This is a genomic window from Bradyrhizobium sp. 17 (assembly GCF_023073515.1).
GTDB classification, from domain to species: Bacteria; Pseudomonadota; Alphaproteobacteria; order Rhizobiales; family Xanthobacteraceae; genus Bradyrhizobium; species Bradyrhizobium canariense_D.
The window spans coordinates 78,343-95,298 of record NZ_JADPJQ010000117.1 but is presented as its reverse complement, the minus strand read 5'-3'; the positions used below and the strand labels follow the sequence as shown (position 1 = coordinate 95,298).

General features: G+C 63.6%; 22 protein-coding genes and 1 tRNA gene. 8 read left to right on the top strand and 15 right to left on the bottom strand.

Features of this window, described 5'->3' with window-relative positions; translation table 11 throughout:
• Positions 1-8 precede the first annotated feature (8 nt).
• Complete coding sequence (locus tag IVB13_RS25465; protein WP_018453104.1) at positions 9-221, bottom strand: hypothetical protein; 213 nt, start codon at positions 219-221, stop codon at positions 9-11.
• A 316-nt stretch (positions 222-537) separates the two neighbouring features.
• Between IVB13_RS25465 and IVB13_RS25460 the strand changes: the two genes are divergently transcribed.
• A tRNA-Thr gene (locus IVB13_RS25460) sits at positions 538-612 on the top strand.
• An 824-nt stretch (positions 613-1,436) separates the two neighbouring features.
• Here the strand turns inward: IVB13_RS25460 and IVB13_RS25455 are convergent.
• Positions 1,437-1,991: a DUF4440 domain-containing protein gene (locus tag IVB13_RS25455; RefSeq protein WP_026232462.1), complete on the bottom strand. Its 555-nt coding sequence runs from the start codon at positions 1,989-1,991 to the stop codon at positions 1,437-1,439.
• Between the two features lie 76 nt (positions 1,992-2,067).
• On the opposite strand from IVB13_RS25455, the gene IVB13_RS25450 reads away from it, so the two are divergent.
• Entirely contained in the window at positions 2,068-3,018 is a 951-nt protein-coding gene (locus IVB13_RS25450; protein ID WP_018453102.1) for a LysR family transcriptional regulator, read from the top strand.
• A 212-nt stretch (positions 3,019-3,230) separates the two neighbouring features.
• Here the strand turns inward: IVB13_RS25450 and IVB13_RS25445 are convergent, their stop codons facing one another.
• The 5 genes from IVB13_RS25445 to IVB13_RS25425 form a co-directional block, all read right to left on the bottom strand.
• Positions 3,231-3,560 carry a hypothetical protein gene (locus tag IVB13_RS25445; RefSeq protein ID WP_085361134.1) on the bottom strand — a complete coding sequence of 110 codons (330 nt, stop codon included), beginning with the start codon at positions 3,558-3,560 and terminating at the stop codon, positions 3,231-3,233.
• Positions 3,561-3,692: 132 nt separating this feature from the next.
• Positions 3,693-4,169: a cyclic nucleotide-binding domain-containing protein gene (locus IVB13_RS25440; RefSeq protein WP_018453100.1), complete on the bottom strand. Its 477-nt coding sequence runs from the start codon at positions 4,167-4,169 to the stop codon at positions 3,693-3,695.
• A 195-nt stretch (positions 4,170-4,364) separates the two neighbouring features.
• Positions 4,365-4,994 carry a ferric reductase-like transmembrane domain-containing protein gene (locus IVB13_RS25435; protein WP_026232461.1) on the bottom strand — a complete coding sequence of 210 codons (630 nt, stop codon included), beginning with the start codon at positions 4,992-4,994 and terminating at the stop codon, positions 4,365-4,367.
• An 11-nt stretch (positions 4,995-5,005) separates the two neighbouring features.
• Positions 5,006-5,509: a twin-arginine translocation pathway signal gene (locus tag IVB13_RS25430; RefSeq protein ID WP_018453098.1), complete on the bottom strand. Its 504-nt coding sequence runs from the start codon at positions 5,507-5,509 to the stop codon at positions 5,006-5,008.
• Positions 5,510-5,644: 135 nt separating this feature from the next.
• Positions 5,645-6,067 (bottom strand): MgtC/SapB family protein, encoded by a 423-nt coding sequence (locus IVB13_RS25425; protein WP_018453097.1) that lies wholly within the window; start codon positions 6,065-6,067, stop codon positions 5,645-5,647.
• Between the two features lie 232 nt (positions 6,068-6,299).
• Here IVB13_RS25425 and IVB13_RS25420 point away from each other — a divergent pair, with 232 nt between their 5' ends.
• Positions 6,300-7,295: an LLM class flavin-dependent oxidoreductase gene (locus IVB13_RS25420; RefSeq protein ID WP_026232460.1), complete on the top strand. Its 996-nt coding sequence runs from the start codon at positions 6,300-6,302 to the stop codon at positions 7,293-7,295.
• 54 nt (positions 7,296-7,349) lie between these two features.
• On the opposite strand, the gene IVB13_RS25415 is transcribed toward IVB13_RS25420, so the two are convergent.
• The 6 genes from IVB13_RS25415 to IVB13_RS25390 are packed head-to-tail and all read right to left on the bottom strand — an operon-like array spanning position 7,350 to position 11,955.
• Positions 7,350-8,225 (bottom strand): amidohydrolase family protein, encoded by an 876-nt coding sequence (locus tag IVB13_RS25415; RefSeq protein ID WP_018453095.1) that lies wholly within the window; start codon positions 8,223-8,225, stop codon positions 7,350-7,352.
• Between the two features lie 13 nt (positions 8,226-8,238).
• Positions 8,239-8,631, bottom strand: coding sequence for a RidA family protein (locus IVB13_RS25410; protein WP_018453094.1), 393 nt, complete (start codon positions 8,629-8,631; stop codon positions 8,239-8,241).
• Between the two features lie 25 nt (positions 8,632-8,656).
• Positions 8,657-9,460, bottom strand: coding sequence for a 2-oxo-hept-4-ene-1,7-dioate hydratase (gene hpaH, locus IVB13_RS25405; RefSeq protein WP_018453093.1), 804 nt, complete (start codon positions 9,458-9,460; stop codon positions 8,657-8,659).
• A 3-nt stretch (positions 9,461-9,463) separates the two neighbouring features.
• A complete protein-coding gene (locus IVB13_RS25400) occupies positions 9,464-10,324 on the bottom strand; it encodes a fumarylacetoacetate hydrolase family protein (protein WP_247490867.1) in 861 nt (286 codons plus the stop codon).
• Between the two features lie 44 nt (positions 10,325-10,368).
• The gene (locus IVB13_RS25395) at positions 10,369-10,986 is read right to left on the bottom strand and encodes a flavin reductase family protein (protein WP_018453091.1); all 618 of its coding nucleotides are present in this window, start codon (positions 10,984-10,986) and stop codon (positions 10,369-10,371) included.
• A 3-nt stretch (positions 10,987-10,989) separates the two neighbouring features.
• Positions 10,990-11,955, bottom strand: coding sequence for a tripartite tricarboxylate transporter substrate binding protein (locus IVB13_RS25390; protein ID WP_026232459.1), 966 nt, complete (start codon positions 11,953-11,955; stop codon positions 10,990-10,992).
• Between the two features lie 131 nt (positions 11,956-12,086).
• Here IVB13_RS25390 and IVB13_RS25385 point away from each other — a divergent pair, with 131 nt between their 5' ends.
• The 4 genes from IVB13_RS25385 (at position 12,087) to IVB13_RS25370 (ending at position 15,622) form a co-directional block, all read left to right on the top strand.
• Positions 12,087-12,887 carry an IclR family transcriptional regulator gene (locus tag IVB13_RS25385; RefSeq protein ID WP_247490866.1) on the top strand — a complete coding sequence of 267 codons (801 nt, stop codon included), beginning with the start codon at positions 12,087-12,089 and terminating at the stop codon, positions 12,885-12,887.
• Positions 12,888-12,968: 81 nt separating this feature from the next.
• On the top strand, positions 12,969-14,264 hold the full coding sequence (locus IVB13_RS25380) for an O-acetylhomoserine aminocarboxypropyltransferase (protein ID WP_018453089.1): 1,296 nt from the start codon (positions 12,969-12,971) through the stop codon (positions 14,262-14,264).
• Between the two features lie 4 nt (positions 14,265-14,268).
• Positions 14,269-15,051: an alpha/beta hydrolase gene (locus tag IVB13_RS25375; RefSeq protein ID WP_018453088.1), complete on the top strand. Its 783-nt coding sequence runs from the start codon at positions 14,269-14,271 to the stop codon at positions 15,049-15,051.
• 67 nt (positions 15,052-15,118) lie between these two features.
• On the top strand, positions 15,119-15,622 hold the full coding sequence (locus IVB13_RS25370) for a DUF6496 domain-containing protein (protein WP_247490864.1): 504 nt from the start codon (positions 15,119-15,121) through the stop codon (positions 15,620-15,622).
• Here IVB13_RS25370 and IVB13_RS25365 read toward each other — a convergent pair whose 3' ends face one another.
• Positions 15,623-15,826 carry a hypothetical protein gene (locus tag IVB13_RS25365; protein ID WP_018453086.1) on the bottom strand — a complete coding sequence of 68 codons (204 nt, stop codon included), beginning with the start codon at positions 15,824-15,826 and terminating at the stop codon, positions 15,623-15,625.
• On the opposite strand from IVB13_RS25365, the gene IVB13_RS25360 reads away from it, so the two are divergent.
• Positions 15,825-15,998 carry a hypothetical protein gene (locus IVB13_RS25360; RefSeq protein ID WP_247299241.1) on the top strand — a complete coding sequence of 58 codons (174 nt, stop codon included), beginning with the start codon at positions 15,825-15,827 and terminating at the stop codon, positions 15,996-15,998. The genes IVB13_RS25365 and IVB13_RS25360 overlap by 2 nt on opposite strands.
• 326 nt (positions 15,999-16,324) lie before the next feature.
• Here IVB13_RS25360 and IVB13_RS25355 read toward each other — a convergent pair whose 3' ends face one another.
• Entirely contained in the window at positions 16,325-16,936 is a 612-nt protein-coding gene (locus tag IVB13_RS25355; protein ID WP_247299239.1) for a pyridoxamine 5'-phosphate oxidase family protein, read from the bottom strand.
• Positions 16,937-16,956: the final 20 nt, after the last annotated feature.

Here is a 16,956-nt window from a genome sequence, read left to right as displayed (position 1 = left end):
CAAAAATTCTAGTCGCCGGTCTTGCCGGCTATCTCGCCGGCGGCCCCCTCATCTAGGGAACCATCTTCATTCTGCGAGGGGTCGGTGCTTGCGGCGCGTTCGCGCGCCTGCATCTTCCGCCGCTTCAGGTTTTCGCGCAGCGCCGATTTGAGCCGGTCGTCGCGGAACGCCCTCGCCTGTCTGGAGTCCTGCTTCGTGCTCTTGTCGTTCTCGTCTGCCATCACCGGTCCATTACAGCGATCGGCGATAACATGCCCGAGGAATAAGGCGGCTCAAGAGGCCCGCGCGATCCGATCGTGCGAAAATCGAAATGGATCGAATCCGGCGTATCGGGCAACTGGCCAGTTGGGTGGGGATATCGGAACCTATTCCGCGGAAAGTCGGCCGTTTCGCGCCAGAACAGGCATTTTGGCCCCGATATCGACCCGATTTTATCGCTTTGGCGGAGCTAGCAAGCTTGCACAGGAGGGGGCCTTGTGGCAGATATCGGCCCGCTTGGTAGGCCCCTCGTGGCGGCCGATTCTTATCCCAGCACATGCTGCCGTAGCTCAGTGGTAGAGCACTCCATTGGTAATGGAGAGGTCGACAGTTCAATCCTGTCTGGCAGCACCATTCCCTCGCTCAAATCACACATGAAACAGCCTTCTCGCGGCATGAGATGCCCGAGTTTTGCTTCTACCTTGACCCTCCTCTGTGAAGAGGCGCAGGGAAGACCGGGTGCCGGCTTAGCACCCGCGGTCCGCTGCGCGAAAATGTAGCGCAAAAAGACCGCACAGCAGCATACAGGTGACGCCGAACACTCGGCCTTCCCTGCGCAGTGGGTTGACGGCTTATGCCGCGCTCTCCCCGGCGACGAGTTCCTTTTTGTCACCGTCGCCTTGCGAATTGACGATGCATTGAGACCCGGTTGAGCCTCGATCCATCTCCGCAAGGCTTGACCGTAGCAACGACGGCCAGGACCACACGATTTTGCCGTACGCAGCGATCCGGCTTCGCCAAGAGGCTCGCCGGACACAGGCGCCGTTCGTCCGCACGCAACAGGACCTCACGAGGTTCATCTCGCCCTGGTTCCGCCTTCGCGTGCCCGACACTGCCGCGTCCACCGCCCCCCGACCCACGCACGTTACGACGGACGATCGCCCCTCTCCCTGGACCGGGATGGCGGATTGATACTGCGATTCCGAATTTCGGTAAAGTGGAATATTTTTGTGGGGGAGGGTTGACGAGATTTTGCAGGAGAGAGGTGTTTTGCCCGACGGGTCAGATTTGCCTGCCTAGCGCGCGCCTAAGCACGTATATCGCCCAACCTATGGAAGGGGATACAAGCCGACGTCGAGCAGACTTCCGCTATGGGGCCAAAAGGGGAAGTGGACCTGCATGTAATGCAGTCTTCGGCGCAATCGATCCTTCTTCTGATAAGACGCCAGTTGCCGCGGTCATTCATCCTTACGTCCGCCGCGAGCAATCGTCGCCGCCTCCTGCAACGTAACGCCATGAACCAGCGGGTCTGCGTGGCGATGGACTAACTGCCATTCAGAACCGTCCTTGCGATAGATTTCCGTAACTCGGAGCGACCAGTCTTGTTTTGGTAAGCTCCCGACTTCGGCATATTGCCGCTCGACCATGACGAGAACGACCAGCTTGTCCGATGCATAGGTTTGCACGACCTCCAAGGTCGTCTCACCGTTCTTGAAAAACTGGGATAGCTTCGCCAAACGTTCAGGACTTGCGTCGAACCCGTGGCTAGTTGGGCCGCCGAATGGTTGCATTAACGTGAAGTCACTGGCGATGCGAACAAGGGCCAGCCAACGATCCATGTCCCCGCGCATGAAGGCCGCGTTTTTCGCAGCGGCGCGCTCGATAAGGTGAGCGACGTCGTCACTGGCAGCCACACTAGCGCAAAATCGAGGGGTCAACGATGCCGCAGCGACTGTCGTGATCGCGGACCGCCGTGACAGCGTTCCTGGCCAGTTTGCATGGTGTTTGGTCATTTCAGCTCCTGTGGCTAACGTTGCGCAATCCATGGAGCTTTCAGAGACATGAATCCAGTGATATAACCTCAGCAATATGCTGAACCACATTTCCTTGTCAAAAGTCGATCTTAACTTGCTGCTGGTCTTCCACACTGTGCTGGAGGAGAGCCACGTGGCGCGAGCGGCTAGCCGCTTGAACATCACCCCTTCTGCCGTAAGTCATTCACTTGGGCGGCTACGGCATCTATTTAATGACCCCCTGTTCTTACGGACGCCGAAGGGTGTTGTGCCGACGGAGCGTGCGCTGGAACTCGGCGAGCCAGTAGCAGATATCCTTTCTCGCGTAGGGCGCGTATTTGCTTCAGCTACGCCCTTCGACGCGACTACAAGTAGCCGCCGTTTTTCCATTGGCGCTCCTGATGCGATCATGGACACGGTGATGGGACCATTTGCGGGGCGGCTCAGGAGAAAGGCACCCCGTGCCGACCTGAGCTTGATCCATCTGATGCCAGGGAGGCATGCAAGCGCTGTGGAGCACCCTTGGCGGTCAAGCCTGGAGAAGCTGGAGAAGCGCGAAATCGACTTGGCCATCCTGCCCCTGGGCACAGTGCCAACCCGCTTCCAGGCAAGAAAGCTTTACGATGAGTGTTTCGTGGTCGCAATGCGCAAGGGAAACGGATTCGCCCGCGCACCAACGATTGCTGCATTCTGCAGAGCACAGCATCTTCTTGTGTCGCTCGACGGCGATCCGCGAGGTTTTGTCGACCAACTCCTGGAGAAGCGCGGCCTCCAGCGCCGCATTGTCCTGACCGTGCCCACCTTTATGATGGCACTCACGCAAATTTCAAACTCGGACTTGATAGCAACATTGCCGCGCCGTCTCGTCGAGAGATACGCGGCTCGTTTCGCGCTGCAATTGGTTGAGCTTCCTTTGAAGCGGAAGTCCGATGCAATCATGGCCATTACGACCAAGGCAGCAATGATGGATGCGGGCATTGCGTGGTTGACGGAAGAAATCGCCGCTGAGGTTGGCTCCCTCAGCTGAGGATGTCTCTTATATTCCTTAAAGCACATTTTAGGCCTGTGGGGCCTTAGCGAACCTCAACTTCCCCGCGACCGCCGCTTCGGGGTCACTTGCGGGCATCGCCCGAGCGAGAGCTCCAGTCAGTTTTGGCCAGGAATTGCATAGCATTGCTCGGTGACGAAGCATGATGGGTTTCGCAAGTGCTCTACCCATCCTACGCGAGCTGACTGGATCTACCGCCGACCACGTCGCCACGAGGCCCCGATCAGCCAGAACACGAACCGGACAAACAGGATCGCGGCCGTGATCTGGATCCAAAGGAAACCACCGAGTTCGCGCAAGACAATTTCGGCCTGAGCGCCCCAATAACCAGGAAGCGCATCGCCGACAGCTTCAATAGCGTGCGTGCCTGTTCGCAGGGCCCATCGGACCCACTCAGGCTTGTAAAAGAGCGTCGCGCCGAGCAGAATCCAAGTCAGAAAAGCAGTGCTGACTCTGAAGGAGTGCACCTTGGCGTGGTGCTTGAACGCCGCGAACCGTCCATTATCTCCGGCTTGAGCCATGTTAGTTTCCTATTCGAAGCCTACGGTGCCGGGGAGTTCGTAGGATGGGTACAGCGAAACGAAAATCCATGGAAGATTTGCGCGGTGACGAGACATGATGGGTTTCGCTTCGCTCTACCCATGCTACGCATGTCAACTCTCGTCACCCACCTGATGCCCCGCTAACCGATCGTCTGAACGGCGCAGCCGTCGGCATAGCTCGCGATTGATGTTTTGCAGGACGATCACATAGGTGTGGATATCGGCCTTGTAGCAAGCGTAGAGCTTCTGGGCGGTCAGCTCGTAAAGCACGGTCGGACTCTCCGCGACCACCGTGGCGGATCGATTTTGCATTTCAATCAGCGTCATCTCACCGAAGAAATCGCCGGGCTCCAGAACGGAAATCGGGATGACGTTGCCCGCATTCGCCCGCTTGCTCACCGCCAGCCGGCCGGATTTGACGATGAACAGCGAGCGTCCGGGCTCGCCCTCCGTCACGACGGTTGCTCCGGTATCAAATCGGCACTCAACCAGCATCGACATCAGGAGGTCGAGACTTTGATCCGGGATACCGCCGAAGAACGGTGTGGCGAGCAGGAATGCTCTCAGGTCGGGGACACTGACGGCCATCGCGCGAGGATAATCTTGACCGCCTTCCCGGGCAAGCGGAGCCGATACCAGCGGTAACGACGCCGAACGTGTTGGAACAAGGGGGTCAGCGAAAGTTTCGGAGCTCGTAGGCTGGGCGAAGCGAAGCGTGCCCACCAACCACCATTGATAGATAGATGGTGGGCACGGCGCTACGCGCCTTTGCCCACCCTACGCTTACGGCCGCGCAATGCTGCTATCGCGCAACGTCCGCCTTCTCCAGAGATCAACCATCACCTTGACGGTCGCCGCCAGCACAGCTGCGCAAAGCGCAGCCTTCGAGATCGTCTCCATCGTCCCCTCGATCAGCAGGCAATGGGCGACGCTGCCTGCGACGATGACGATCGCGAGGGGAATATGGACGATGCGCCACGTGCGCAACCGCAATCCCAGCCGCCGGCGCAGCAGAGCCAGGAGCGCAACAATGAAGATGGCCCACATGGCGGTCACGCCGAAGGGGGAGAACGGTGTCGGTGACGTATAAGTCAGGGCGTCGATCATGTCGGGCGGGCTGGTGATCCAGAGGCCGGCGACGTGGATCACCACCGCCAGAGCCAGCGTGCCGCCGATCCAGTGGTGGGCGCGCCGGCCGCGATAGGCCGACAGTCCCGGCAGATATCCGCCGATCAGCAGGGGCTGAGCGAGCACGAGACCGAGCGCAATGATGCCAGCGAAGCCGGCGAGGATGTAGACCGGGCCGCGCCATGTGAGCTGTTCGCTTCCCGCAGCGAGCGCGATCGGCACGCCGATGGCCAAGGCAAGGGCGATCCAGATCAGGGGCGCCCGGGCCGATCTCCGCCCCTTCATCTCCAATGCGATCAGGCCGGCTGCAGGACGAAGTGCGCCTCGAGGCTGGTTTCCTTTGCGCTCCGCATTATCGGCCGCAGGAAGACGGTTTTGAATTCACCGCTGTCATAGGCGAGGTGGCCATGCGGCTGGCCGAAGATGGGAATGATCTGCGGCATTTCGAGCCGGAACTTGCCGTCCTTGTCGGTGAGCGTGGCGCCATGACTCTGCGGCTCGTGCTCCTGGCCTTCGACCGTGTGCGCCCAGATCTGGATGCGCTGCCCGGCCAAGGGAGTCCCGTCGCCGGCGCGGCGCACGGTGCCGCTCATCCAGAAGCCACCCTTTCCGATCCGCTCCACGATCGCCGCGCCCTTGCGGTAGTTGTTCGCCCCGCCAGACATCGTCTCGGTCGGTGCGAGGCCGTCCGCGCGTGCAGGCAACAGCAGGCCGGGGACGCCGGTCGCCAAGAGCCCGGTTGCGAGGATCGAGCCGCCCGCGGCGAGGAGGCTCCGGCGATTGAGTACGACCGTGGTCATGTCGGTTCCTCCTGGCGAGCGTCCAAAGGCTCAGTGAGTGTACAAGAAAACGCGCCAGACGCACAGTTGGGCCGGGGGACGCAGCGGGTCGCGATGACGTTGTTGTGAACGGGGTGCAGGCCGCTCGCACATGCATCAGTGATCGTCTTCTTCCTTGACCAGCGTCAACAAGCGAAGCGTCAGGAACGTGAATACGGCGACCGTCACCGCGACATCAAAAGCGCCGAGCCCGACGGAGACGCCGATGGCGCCGGTCGCCCAGAGGCTCGCGGCCGTCGCGGTCCCCTGCACCGAATTCCCCTGCTTGAGAATTGCGCCACCGCCGATGAAGCCGATGCCGGTGATGAGGCCCTCGATCACCTTCGCCATTCCGTCAGGCGAATGCACGAGCAGGCTTTCGCTGGCCTGCACGAAGCCGCAGCTTGCCATTGCGACCAGTGGAAAGGTGCGCAAGCCCGCGCTTCGCGCCCGCTTCTCGCGGTCCCAGCCAATGGGAACGGCGAGTGCGAAGGCCGCAGCCAGCGCAACGACATGAACACCAATGTTGAATCTGTCCAAAGAAAGCCCCCGAAATGAAAATCGTCGCCGTTGATCAAACCGGCCGGCAACGCGGCAATGCGGCCCGCGGTTTCCATACAGGCGAATTTGCCGCATGCAGCGCAGCGATGGCCCCGTCTCCGCGCGATGGAGCCGCCGGCGCAGCACCATGATCGTTTCGGCTGGTATTCCTGCGACCGGCTCCTACATGTCGAGTCCACGTTACCACCGCACGCTCCATCCGGACCCTTCCATGATCCCCTTCTCCGTGCTCGACCTCGCGCCCATCCGCCAAGGCGGCGATGCGTCACAAGCGTTCCGCAATTCGCTCGATCTCGCGCAGCATGCGGAGGGCTGGGGATACAAGCGGTTCTGGCTGGCCGAGCATCACAACATGACGGGGATCGCGAGCGCGGCGACGTCGGTGGTGATCGGGCATATCGCGGGCGGGACGAAGACGATCCGGGTCGGGTCCGGCGGGATCATGCTGCCGAACCATTCGCCGCTCGTCATCGCCGAGCAGTTCGGCACGCTGGCTTCGCTCTATCCCGGGCGGATCGATCTCGGGCTCGGGCGGGCACCGGGCACCGACCAATTTACCGCACGCGCCCTGCGGCGCGACCTCGCGACGAGTTCGGAAAACTTTCCGCAGGACGTGCTGGAGTTGCAGGCGCTGCTCGGCGACGTGCAGCCGAACCAGGCCATCCGGGCCGTGCCGGGCATGGGGACGAAGGTGCCGCTGTGGATCCTGGGATCCAGCACCTTTGGCGCGCAGCTCGCAGGGATGCTCGGCCTGCCGTTCGCGTTCGCTTCACACTTCGCACCGCAAATGATGATGCCGGCGCTGCGGGAGTATCGGGCGCGGTTCGAACCCTCGACGCAGCTCGACAAGCCCTATGCGATGGTCGGCGTCAACGTGTTCGCCGCCGACAGCGACGCGGACGCGCAGCGCATGTTCTCCTCGCTGCAGCAGCAGTTCATCAATCTGCGCCGCGGCACGCCCGGCCCGCTGCCGCCGCCGGTCGACGACATGGACGCGCTGTGGTCGCCAGCCGAGAAGGCGATGGTCGGCCAGTCGCTGTCGTGCTCGGCGGTCGGCACGCCTGACATGGTCGAAGCGAAGCTGAAGGCGCTGATCGCCGACACCGGCGCGGACGAGCTGATGACGACGGGGCAGATCTACGACCACGCCGCACGGCTGCGCTCGTTCGAGATCGCAGCCGGGGTAAGGGACCGGTTGGCGGGGTGAGCGGGTGCGATTGTTGCGACGGTGAAGCTGCGCTCGTGGCAGGCCGTGAGCGCCCTAATCCGGAAAGCCGAACAGCTTGGCCGGATTGTGCACCAGGATCTTCTCCAGCGTCGACTGGTCGGGCGCGTAGCGGTACATCAACTCCAGCAGATCGGCGTCGTTGGGCGGCTGCTTGACCGAGACCGGGTGCGGCCAGTCGCTGGCCCAGACGCAGCGGTCGACTGCTGCCTCGATATAGGCACGCGCGATCGGGATGACGTCGTCGTAGGGCGGCCCGAGCTTCGAGGACTTCTCGCCGAGCGACAGCATCACCCAGAAATTGCCCTTGCCGAGCAGCTCCAGCATCTTGCGCAGGTTCGGATCGTTCCTGCCGGCTTCAGGATCGGGCCGTGCCATGTGGTCGATCAGCACGGGCACGTCGAGATTCTCGTATTTGGCGACGCTGGAGACGATGCCGTCCTTCTCGGGCTGGATCTTGACGTACCAGCCGAGCTCGCGGATGCGCGCAATCGCGCGGGCAAAATCGGCATCCGACAGCACAGCGCCGAGCTCCTGGCGGAAGCTGAAGCGCGCGCCGCGGACCCCAGCATCATGCAGCTTGGCAAGATACGAATCGTTCGCCTCGGCGAACACCAGCGCGTTGGCGCAGCCGCGATAGTTCGGGCCCATCGCGGCGAGACCGTCGAGCACGACGGCATGGTCGGCGCCATACGTCGTGGTCTGCACGATGATGCCGCGCTCGATGCCGAGCGTCTTGTGCACGCGCAGCGCCGCCTCCCAGGTCGCGGTCGGCATCCGATAGGCAGCACCGGGACGCTCCGGATATTTGTCGAGGGGGCCGAGCACGTGAAACTGGCTGTCGAGGGATTTGGGCGGCGGCCCCTTGACCGGGCGGCGCGGGTTCGGGTCGAACGGAAGATAGGTCGGCATGCGCAAAACTCCCTCAGTCGATTACGGCGGTGAAGTCGCACTGCACCAGCGCGCCGCCGTCCATGTTGTCCATCGGCAGCGCGTGGCGCGCCGGGCGCGAATGCTCGTCCGGAAACATCTTCAGCCACTCGACATTGACCGGGCCACGCTGCGTACGGTCCTTCAGCCACACCGTCATCTTGATGATGTCGTCGGTGGTGCCGCCGGCAGCCTCGACCGTCGCCTTCATATGCGCGAACATGTTGGCACATTGCGCCTCCAGGCTCTCGGGCATCGCACCAGTCGCATCGCGGCCGAGAATGACGCCCGACATCACGAGATTGCCGATGCGGCAGGCGTTCGGAATCGGGTTGGCATGCTTGAAGCCGCCGATATGGATGCTCTTGCGCCGCGTGTGACCGGTCATGATGCGCTCCCTTTCATGTGTTGATTCAGACGAACTGGCACGACACCGAGCCGAACGCGCCATAATCGGCATGAAACGTGTCGCCGCGGCGAATGTCGACCGGACGCGTGAACGATCCCGCCAGCACCACCTCGCCGGCGGCCAGATGCTCGTCATGCGGCGCGAGGCGGTTGGCGAGCCAGGCAATGCCGTTGGCGGGATGGTTGAGCACGCCGGCGGCAAGCCCGGTTTCCTCGACCTCGCCGTTGCGGAACAACAGCGCGCCTATCCAGCGCATGTCCGCGTCCATCGGACGGAAAGGCCGGCCGCCAAGCACCAGCGCGGCGTTCGCCGCGTTGTCCGAGATCGTGTCCATGACCTTTCGCGCCTTGCCCGTTTCGGGATCGACGCGGTGCATGCGCGTCTCCAGGATCTCCAGCGCCGGGGTGACGTAGTCGGTGGCGTTGAGCACGTCGAAGATGGTGCAATCGGGCCCGCGCAGCGGCGCCTTCAGCACGAAGGCGAGCTCGACCTCGATTCGCGGCGCCTGGAAGCGGTCGAACGGAATCGGCGTGGCGTCGGCATAGAACATGTCGGCGAACAGCACGCCGTAATCGGGTTCGGAAATGCCGACCGCGTTCTGCATCGCTTTCGAGGTCAGGCCGATCTTGTGGCCCTTGATGACCCGGCCGCGTCCGAGCTGGAGTCTGGTCCAGGCGCGCTGAACGGCATAGGCATCCTCGATGCTGAAATCGGGATGGTCTTTCGAAAACATCGTGATCAGCGTCTTGGTGCGTTCGGCTTCGTCGAGCCGCGTGGCAAGACGTTCGATCGTGGCAGTATCCAGCATGACCTATTGCTCCGCCGCGACGGTGTTGCGCAGCACGCCGATGCGGCTGGATTCGACCTCGACGACGTCACCGACTTTGAGCCAGCGCGGCGGGTCGAAGTGGGCGCCGGCGCCGGTCGGCGTGCCCGTCACGATCATGTCGCCGGGCTTGAGGGTTGCGAAGGTCGAGAGATAGGAGATCAGGAAATCGAACGGGAACATCAGCCGCTCGGTGGTGTCCTGCTGCCGCACCTCGCCGTTGACGCGCGTGACGATGTCATGAGGCCCGCGCGGATCGAGCTCGTCCGCGGTGACGATCCACGGACCGATGCTGCCGGAGCGGTCGAAATTCTTGCCCTGCGTGACGTTGAACTTGCCGTGGCGGAGCCAGTCGCGGATCGTGCCCTCGTTGCACAGCGTCATGCCGAAGATGTGCGCCCAGGCCTTTTCGCGCGGAATGTGGCGGCCGCCCTGGCCAATCACGATGACGAGCTCGCCTTCATAGTCGAGCTGCTCGGAGACGTGAGGCTTCTCCAGCGGCTGGCCTGAGCCCGTCATCGAGGACATGCTGCGCACGAACAGACTGGGATATTTGGGCAGGTCAGAGCTGTCCTTATACTCCGCATTGCGCTCGGCGTAATTGACTCCGATGCACCAGAGCTTTTCCGGCGCCAGCACCGGCGGAAGCAGCACGAGCTCTTCCAGCGCGTAGTCCGGCTTTTGTCCGGCGACGGCTTCCTGCGCGTCGGCCAGCGCGTTGGCTGCGATCAGCGCCCTGACATCGGAGAAGTCGCGGCCGATCCGCCGGGTCAGATCAACGACGCCGCCTTCCATGACGGCACCGTAGCGCGGCTCTCCGTCCACGAGATAGCTTAGGAGTCGCATGGTCGTTCTCCAATGGTCTTGGGGCGCGCGCGGGGGCGGCGCGCTCAGTCTTTCGATTTGGGAGTCTGGAACACGCCGTGCAGCGTCACGATCTCGCCGAGCCGGGCGTAGCGCGGCCCGCCGATGCGCGCGATCGGATCGAGCGCGACGGTTTCGACCTTGCCGTCGTTCACGAGGCCGTCGCGGAGGTGGAACATCACGACTTCGCCCACGATGAGACGGCTGCGGGCGTCGCCGAATTCGAGGCACTGCCGAAAGCGGCACTCCATCGCAACGGGTGCAACGCTGAGCCGCGGCACCTTGATGCGCTCGCTCGGGAGCGTCTCAAGGCCGAGCTCCGCGACCTCGCTGATCTCGGGCGGATGCTCGACCGATGAGTCGTGCACCGCCTGCATCAGCGGGGTATCGGCGATGTGGATCACGTATTCCTCGGTATCGAGGATGTTATGCGCGGTGTCCTTGTAGTCCGCGCCCTTGCGGCCGACGCTGATCGCGAGCATCGGCGGCTTCTGCGAGACGAAGGTGAAGGCGCTGAACGGCGCGAGGTTGAGCACGCCTGCGCGCGACAGGCTCGTCACCCAGGCGATCGGACGCGGCACCACGATGCCGGTCATCAGCCGGTAGATGCGCTCGGCGCCGAGCTCGCTGGGGTCGATCCGCATCGATCAATCCGCCTTGATGTTGGCCTTGCGCACGATCGGAATCCATTTGGCGTCCTCGCGCGCGAGATAGGCCTTGAATTCGTCGGGCGTCATCGCGACGGCTTCACCGCCGAGCTTCTCGAACTTGTCGACCACGGCGGGGTCCTTCAGGATCGCGGTCAGTGCCTCGTGCAGCTTGTCGATCACGGGCGCCGGCGTGCCTGCCGGTGCGAACAGGCCGGTGAAGGTCTGGCCGTCAAAATCCTTGTAACCAAGCTCGGCGAAGGTCGGCACGTCGGGCAGCGACTTCAGGCGGTGCGGGCTGGTGACGGCCAGCGCCCGGAACAGACCGGCCTTGATGTGCTGCAGGCTGACCGTGAGCTGGTCGAACGCGAACTGCACCTGCCCGCCCAAGAGATCGTTGACGGCAGGCGCATTGCCGCGATAATGCGCGGTGACCCATTGCAGGTCGAGGCTGGACTGCATCAGCTCGCTGAGCAGATGATTGGTGGTGCCGGGGCCGGGCGAGGCCATCGTCAGCTTGCCCGGCTCGCGCTTGGCGAGGTCGATGAATTCCTTGAAGGTGGTCGCCTGCACCGACGGATGCACCTCGAGCACCAACGACGTCATCGAGATCGTCGTGATCGGCAGGAAGTCCTTCTTCCAATTGTAGGCGTCGCGCTTGTTGATTTCGGTCGCGAACAGCACCGGGCCGTTGGCGCCGACGAACAGCGTGTAGCCGTCGGGCGCGGATTTCGCGAACGCCTCGCCCGCGATCATGCCGCCGGCGCCCGCCTTGTTCTCGATGATGAAGGGCTGGCCGAGCTTTTCCTGGAGCTTGTCCGCGATGATGCGCGCGGCGCTATCGACATTGCCGCCGGCCGGATAGGGCACGATCAGCTTGACGTTGCGCGCCGGCCATTGCTGGCCCGACGCCGGTCCCGTCAACATCGCCGCTGCGGCAGCTAGGGCAATCCAGATTAATCGCATGTTAACCTCCCGGCGGCGCTTCCAATTTTACGTCGATTTGCCTGACGTCGTACACGGCATGTCGATTCGGAGCGCAATCTCCAGATGGGCGCTTTACCTGTCGAGTGAATTGTGGCGTTCTCGTCCATATTATGGACAAGACGACTTCCGCGAAATCCACCCGCCGCATCACGGGACCGCGACAGGGCGCGCAGGCGATCCGGCGCGCGCTCGCGGTGCTGCGCATCCTTGCCGCAGGCCGCGAAGACGGCGTGCTGCTGGCCGAGGTGGTGCGGGCGACCGGCCTCACCCGCCCGACCGTGCACCGCATCGTCCACGTGCTGATCGAGGAAGGCATCGTCGAACGGCATGACCGGACCGGCCGCTACGCGATCGGCAACCAGGTGCCGGAGCTCACGCTCGCACGGCCTCGGCCGTCGCGGCTGCTGATCGCGGCAAATCCGTCGCTGCAACGCGCCTCGGCCGAGATCGGCGACACGCTGTTCCTGACGGTGCGGACCGGCAACGACACGCTGTGCGTTGATCGCCGGATTGGCGTCTATCCGATCCAGGTGCTGTCGATCGAGGTCGGCGCGCGCCGACCGCTCGGCGTCTCCAGCGCAGGCGTCGCCATCCTCGCCGCGATGCCGGCGCAGGACGCGCGAAAAATCGTCGCAGCCAACGAGAAGAGACTGGAGGCCTACCGGACCGATGTTGCGACGGTGCTGGGCCAGGTCACCGCCGCAAGACGGCTGGGATACGGCATGAGGGAAATTGGTCTCGTGCAGGGTACGAAGTCGATCTCGACCTGGATCGAGACCCCGGACGGCCGTCCCGCTGCCGCGATGACCGTCTCCGCCGTTCGCACCAGGCTCGGCCCACGACGCGAACAGGAGGTCGCGGAGATCCTGCTGCGGGAGGCGCGGATCATCGAGCAGGCGATCCGGGGTTAGACAACGCTGTCAATGGGCTGACGCAGCGCGCCATTTTATGGCACAAGAGCCGCCTCCGCCGACCGAGCAACGAGGCCCCGCATGCCCGCGCCAAAACCGCCTGCCTTCGAGACCCTGAGCCTGCATGCGGGCCAGCATCCGGATCCCGCGACCGGCGCCCGCGCGGTGCCGATCTACCAGACCACGTCCTACGTGTTCCAGGATTCCGATCACGCCGCCGCGCTGTTCAATCTCGAACGCGCCGGCCACATCTATACGCGCATCTCCAATCCGACCACCGGCGTGCTGGAAGAACGGCTTGCGGCGCTGGAAGGCGGCGTCGGCGCGATCTGCACCGCGAGCGGCATGGCGGCGCTGCATCTGGCCATCGCCACGCTTCTGAACGCCGGCGACCATATCGTGGCATCGAGCTCGCTCTATGGCGGCACCATCAATTTGCTGGCGCACACGCTGCCGCGCTTCGGCATCACCACAACGTTCGTCAAGCCGCGCGATCTCGACGCGTTCCGCGCGGCGATCAAGCCGAACACGAAGCTGATGATCGGCGAGACCATCGGCAATCCCGGGCTCGAGGTGCTGGACATTCCGAAAGTCGCTTCGATCGCGCATGACGCGAAGATTCCGCTGCTGATCGACAACACCTTTGCCACGCCCTATCTCAGCCGTCCGATCGAGCTCGGCGCCGACATCGTCATGCATTCGGCGACCAAATGGATCGGCGGCCACGGCATCGCGATCGGCGGCGCCATCGTCGACGGCGGTCGTTTTGACTGGCGCTCATCCGGAAAATTCGGCGTGCTGACCGAGCCCTATGGCGGCTATCACGGCATCGTCTTCGACGAGCAGTTCGGCACCGCCGCCTTCATCATGCGCGCGCGTACCGAAGGCCTGCGCGATTTCGGCGCTTGTCTATCCCCGACCAACGCGTTCCAGCTGTTGCAGGGCGTCGAGACGCTCGGGGTGCGCATGGACCGCCATATGCAAAACACCCAGCTCGTGCTGGAAGCACTGAAGTCCAACAAGGCCGTGGATTGGGTGCTGCATCCCTCGCTGGAAGATCATGCGGACTACCAGCTCGCAAAACAATTGCTGCCGCGCGGCGCCGGCTCGATCGTCTCCTTCGGCATCAAGGGCGGGCGGCCCGCCGGCCGCAAGTTCATCGAATCGCTGCGCATGATCAGCCATCTCGCCAATGTCGGCGACGCCAAGACGCTGGTGATCCACCCCGCCTCGACCACACACCAGCAGATGGACGCCGAGCAGCTCAAGGCCTCCGGCATCGGCGAGGAGCTGGTGCGACTCTCGGTCGGCATCGAGACCGCAAGCGACATCGTCGACGATCTCACCCAAGCGCTGCGCATCTCGCAAAAGGTCTGACACCATGAAGCTCTCCGTCAACGGCGCCGAGGTGCTGGTCGCAACCGGCGGCCGCGACTTCGACAGATCCCTGCCCGCGGTCGCCTTCCTCCACGGCGCCGGCTTCGATCATTCGACCTGGGCGCTGCACACGCGCTGGTTCGCCCATCATGGCTTTGGCGTGCTGGCGCCGGATCTGCCCGGCCACGGCCGCTCGCCCGGACCTTCGCTCGGCAGCATCGCCGAGATGGCCGACTGGACGGCGGCCCTGCTCAATGCGGCCGGAGTGACGAAAGCGCATCTGATCGGCCATTCCATGGGCTCGCTGATCTCGCTGGAGACGGCCGCACGTCACCCCGACAAGGTTTCCGCGCTCAGCCTGATCGGCACGGCCGCGACCATGACGGTCGGCCCGGATCTGCTGAAGGCGGCCGAAGCCAATTCGCAGGATGCAAACGACATGGTCTCGATCTGGGGCCTCGGCTTCAACGCCGAGCTCGGTGGCAGCCTCGCACCGGGCCTGTGGATGCATGGCGGGGCGCAGGCCGTATTGAAACACTGCGAGCCGGGCGTGCTGTTCCGGGATTTGTCGGCCTGCAATGCTTACGCGAATGCGCTGCAAGCAGCCGCAAGCGTGAAGGTGCCCACGACGCTCATCCTCGGCGAACGGGACATGATGACGCCGGTGAAGGCCGGCAAGGCACTTGCCGCCGCGATCCCGCATGCGAAGACCGTCGTGGTGCCCGGCGCGGGCCACATGATCATGGCCGAACGCCCGGATGAGTTGTTGGCTGCGCTCCGGAACTGACAGGATCAATCATCCATCTTGCGCGTTGCGGTCAGATATCCCTGTGAAGATCGAGGGAACAGGACCCATGCCAAGACAGGAAGTCATTCGCAAAGCCAGGCAAGACAAGCGTGCCGGTAAATCGGCAAGCACGCAGGCCGGCGAATTCGTCAAGGACCAGATCGACAAGATCCGCAAGGGCAAGCATGGCGCCCGCTCGACGAAGCAGGCCATTGCCATCGGTCTCTCCGAAGCGCGCCGCGCCGGCATCGATCTGCCGCCACCGCGCAAGGAAAGCGTCAAGAAATCGACGCGACGCAGCGCCAAATATGCCTACGAGGTCGGTCAGGGCAAGCGCACCCCGAAGCGCCGGCCGCGCGTGTCGCAAGCAGTCGAAAAGGTTTTGAAGAAGGAGCCGCGCTCGACCGCCTCGCGCAGTGCACTGTCGAAGCAGGGCAAACGTGCCGCGAGCCGGCGAACGGCCGCGTCGCGTTCAGCCGCCGCGCGCAAGGCGAGCCGCACCAAGGGCGCCAAGGCCCGCTCCAGCGCCGCAAAGAAGGCGGCACGCACCAGGGCGCGCCGCTGGAGCTGATCAGTTCGCGCGCCGGCCCCGCTCGGAGAATACCGCACGGGCGGCGCGCTCCGCCTCGCGCGCCGAGCGGAACTGGCGGCCTTCGAGGCTGTCGAACAGACGCTCGGAGGAGAAGAAGCGGAAGCCGCGCGTATCCCTCGTGACGATGCCGGCGGCGCGGTCGTGGATCTCGATGACGTAGGCATTCGATTGAGTTCGGGACATGACTGCTCGTCCGCCGGGTCTCGGCGTTCCTGTCTTTGGATTTGCTTCTTGGGATTTGCTGGGTGAGGTGCTGCTAGGAGGCGGCGGTCAGCAACAACAACATGCGCCGGTGGCCGCCGAGAAACAGCGGCGCGTCATGCACGCATGCATGTCATTGTTACTGCGCGGGTGATCGGTTCTCATATCGCGGCTTCGGCTCGAAGGAGCAGTGTCGATGCGTCGAATATCGAGCGTTTAGCGCGAACGGTCAATGAAATGTCTATCCATAATTGCGATGAGCGCGCAGGGGCGCGTCTCCGGGTGCGAGCGCCGACAAACGAATTCATCTCGCGATGGGTTCTTCCTTCTCCCCTTGCGGGAGAAGGTGGCGCGAAGCGCCGGATGAGGGGTTTGCCTCCGCGAATCCTCAAGAGAGTCGCACGCGGAGAGAGACCTCACCCGTCTCGCCGCTACGCGGCGAGCCACCCTCTCCCGCAAGGGGAGAGGGGAAGAACGAACTCACCACATCGTCGCGGCCGCACGCTCCGGCCAGGCGCGATCATACTCCGCGCCGCCGACCTTGTTCTCGCTCATCTCGGCGAGGATCTGGCCGGGCGTCGGCAGCGTCTTGGGGTCGATGCGCTTGTCGGGATTCCAGAGATCGGAGCGGACGATGGCGCGGGCGCACTGGAAGTAAATTTCGTCGACCGTCATCACCATGACGCTGCGCGGCGCCTTGCCGTCGACCTTGAACGAGGCCAGCAATTCGGAATCGATGGACAGATGCGCCCGGCCATTGGCCCGAACCGCATTTCCGGAGCCGGGGATCAGGAACATCAGCGATACCCTGGGATCGCGCACGATGTTGCGCAAGGAATCGACCCGGTTGTTGCCGCGGCGATCCGGCAGCATCAGCGTCTTCGGGTCATGAATGCGGACGAAGCCGGAGAGATCGCCGCGCGGCGAGCAGTCGATCCCCTCGGGTCCGATGGTAGCGAGCGCGGCGAACGGCGCCTTTTCGATGAAGACGCGATAGAGCGGGGTGACGTGGTCGGCGACTTTCACGATCGATGCGTCGTTGGTGACGCCGTAGATGGCCTCCAGCTGCTCGACCGTTTCGATCACCGACATTCCAGTCTCCTTGTTGTGCG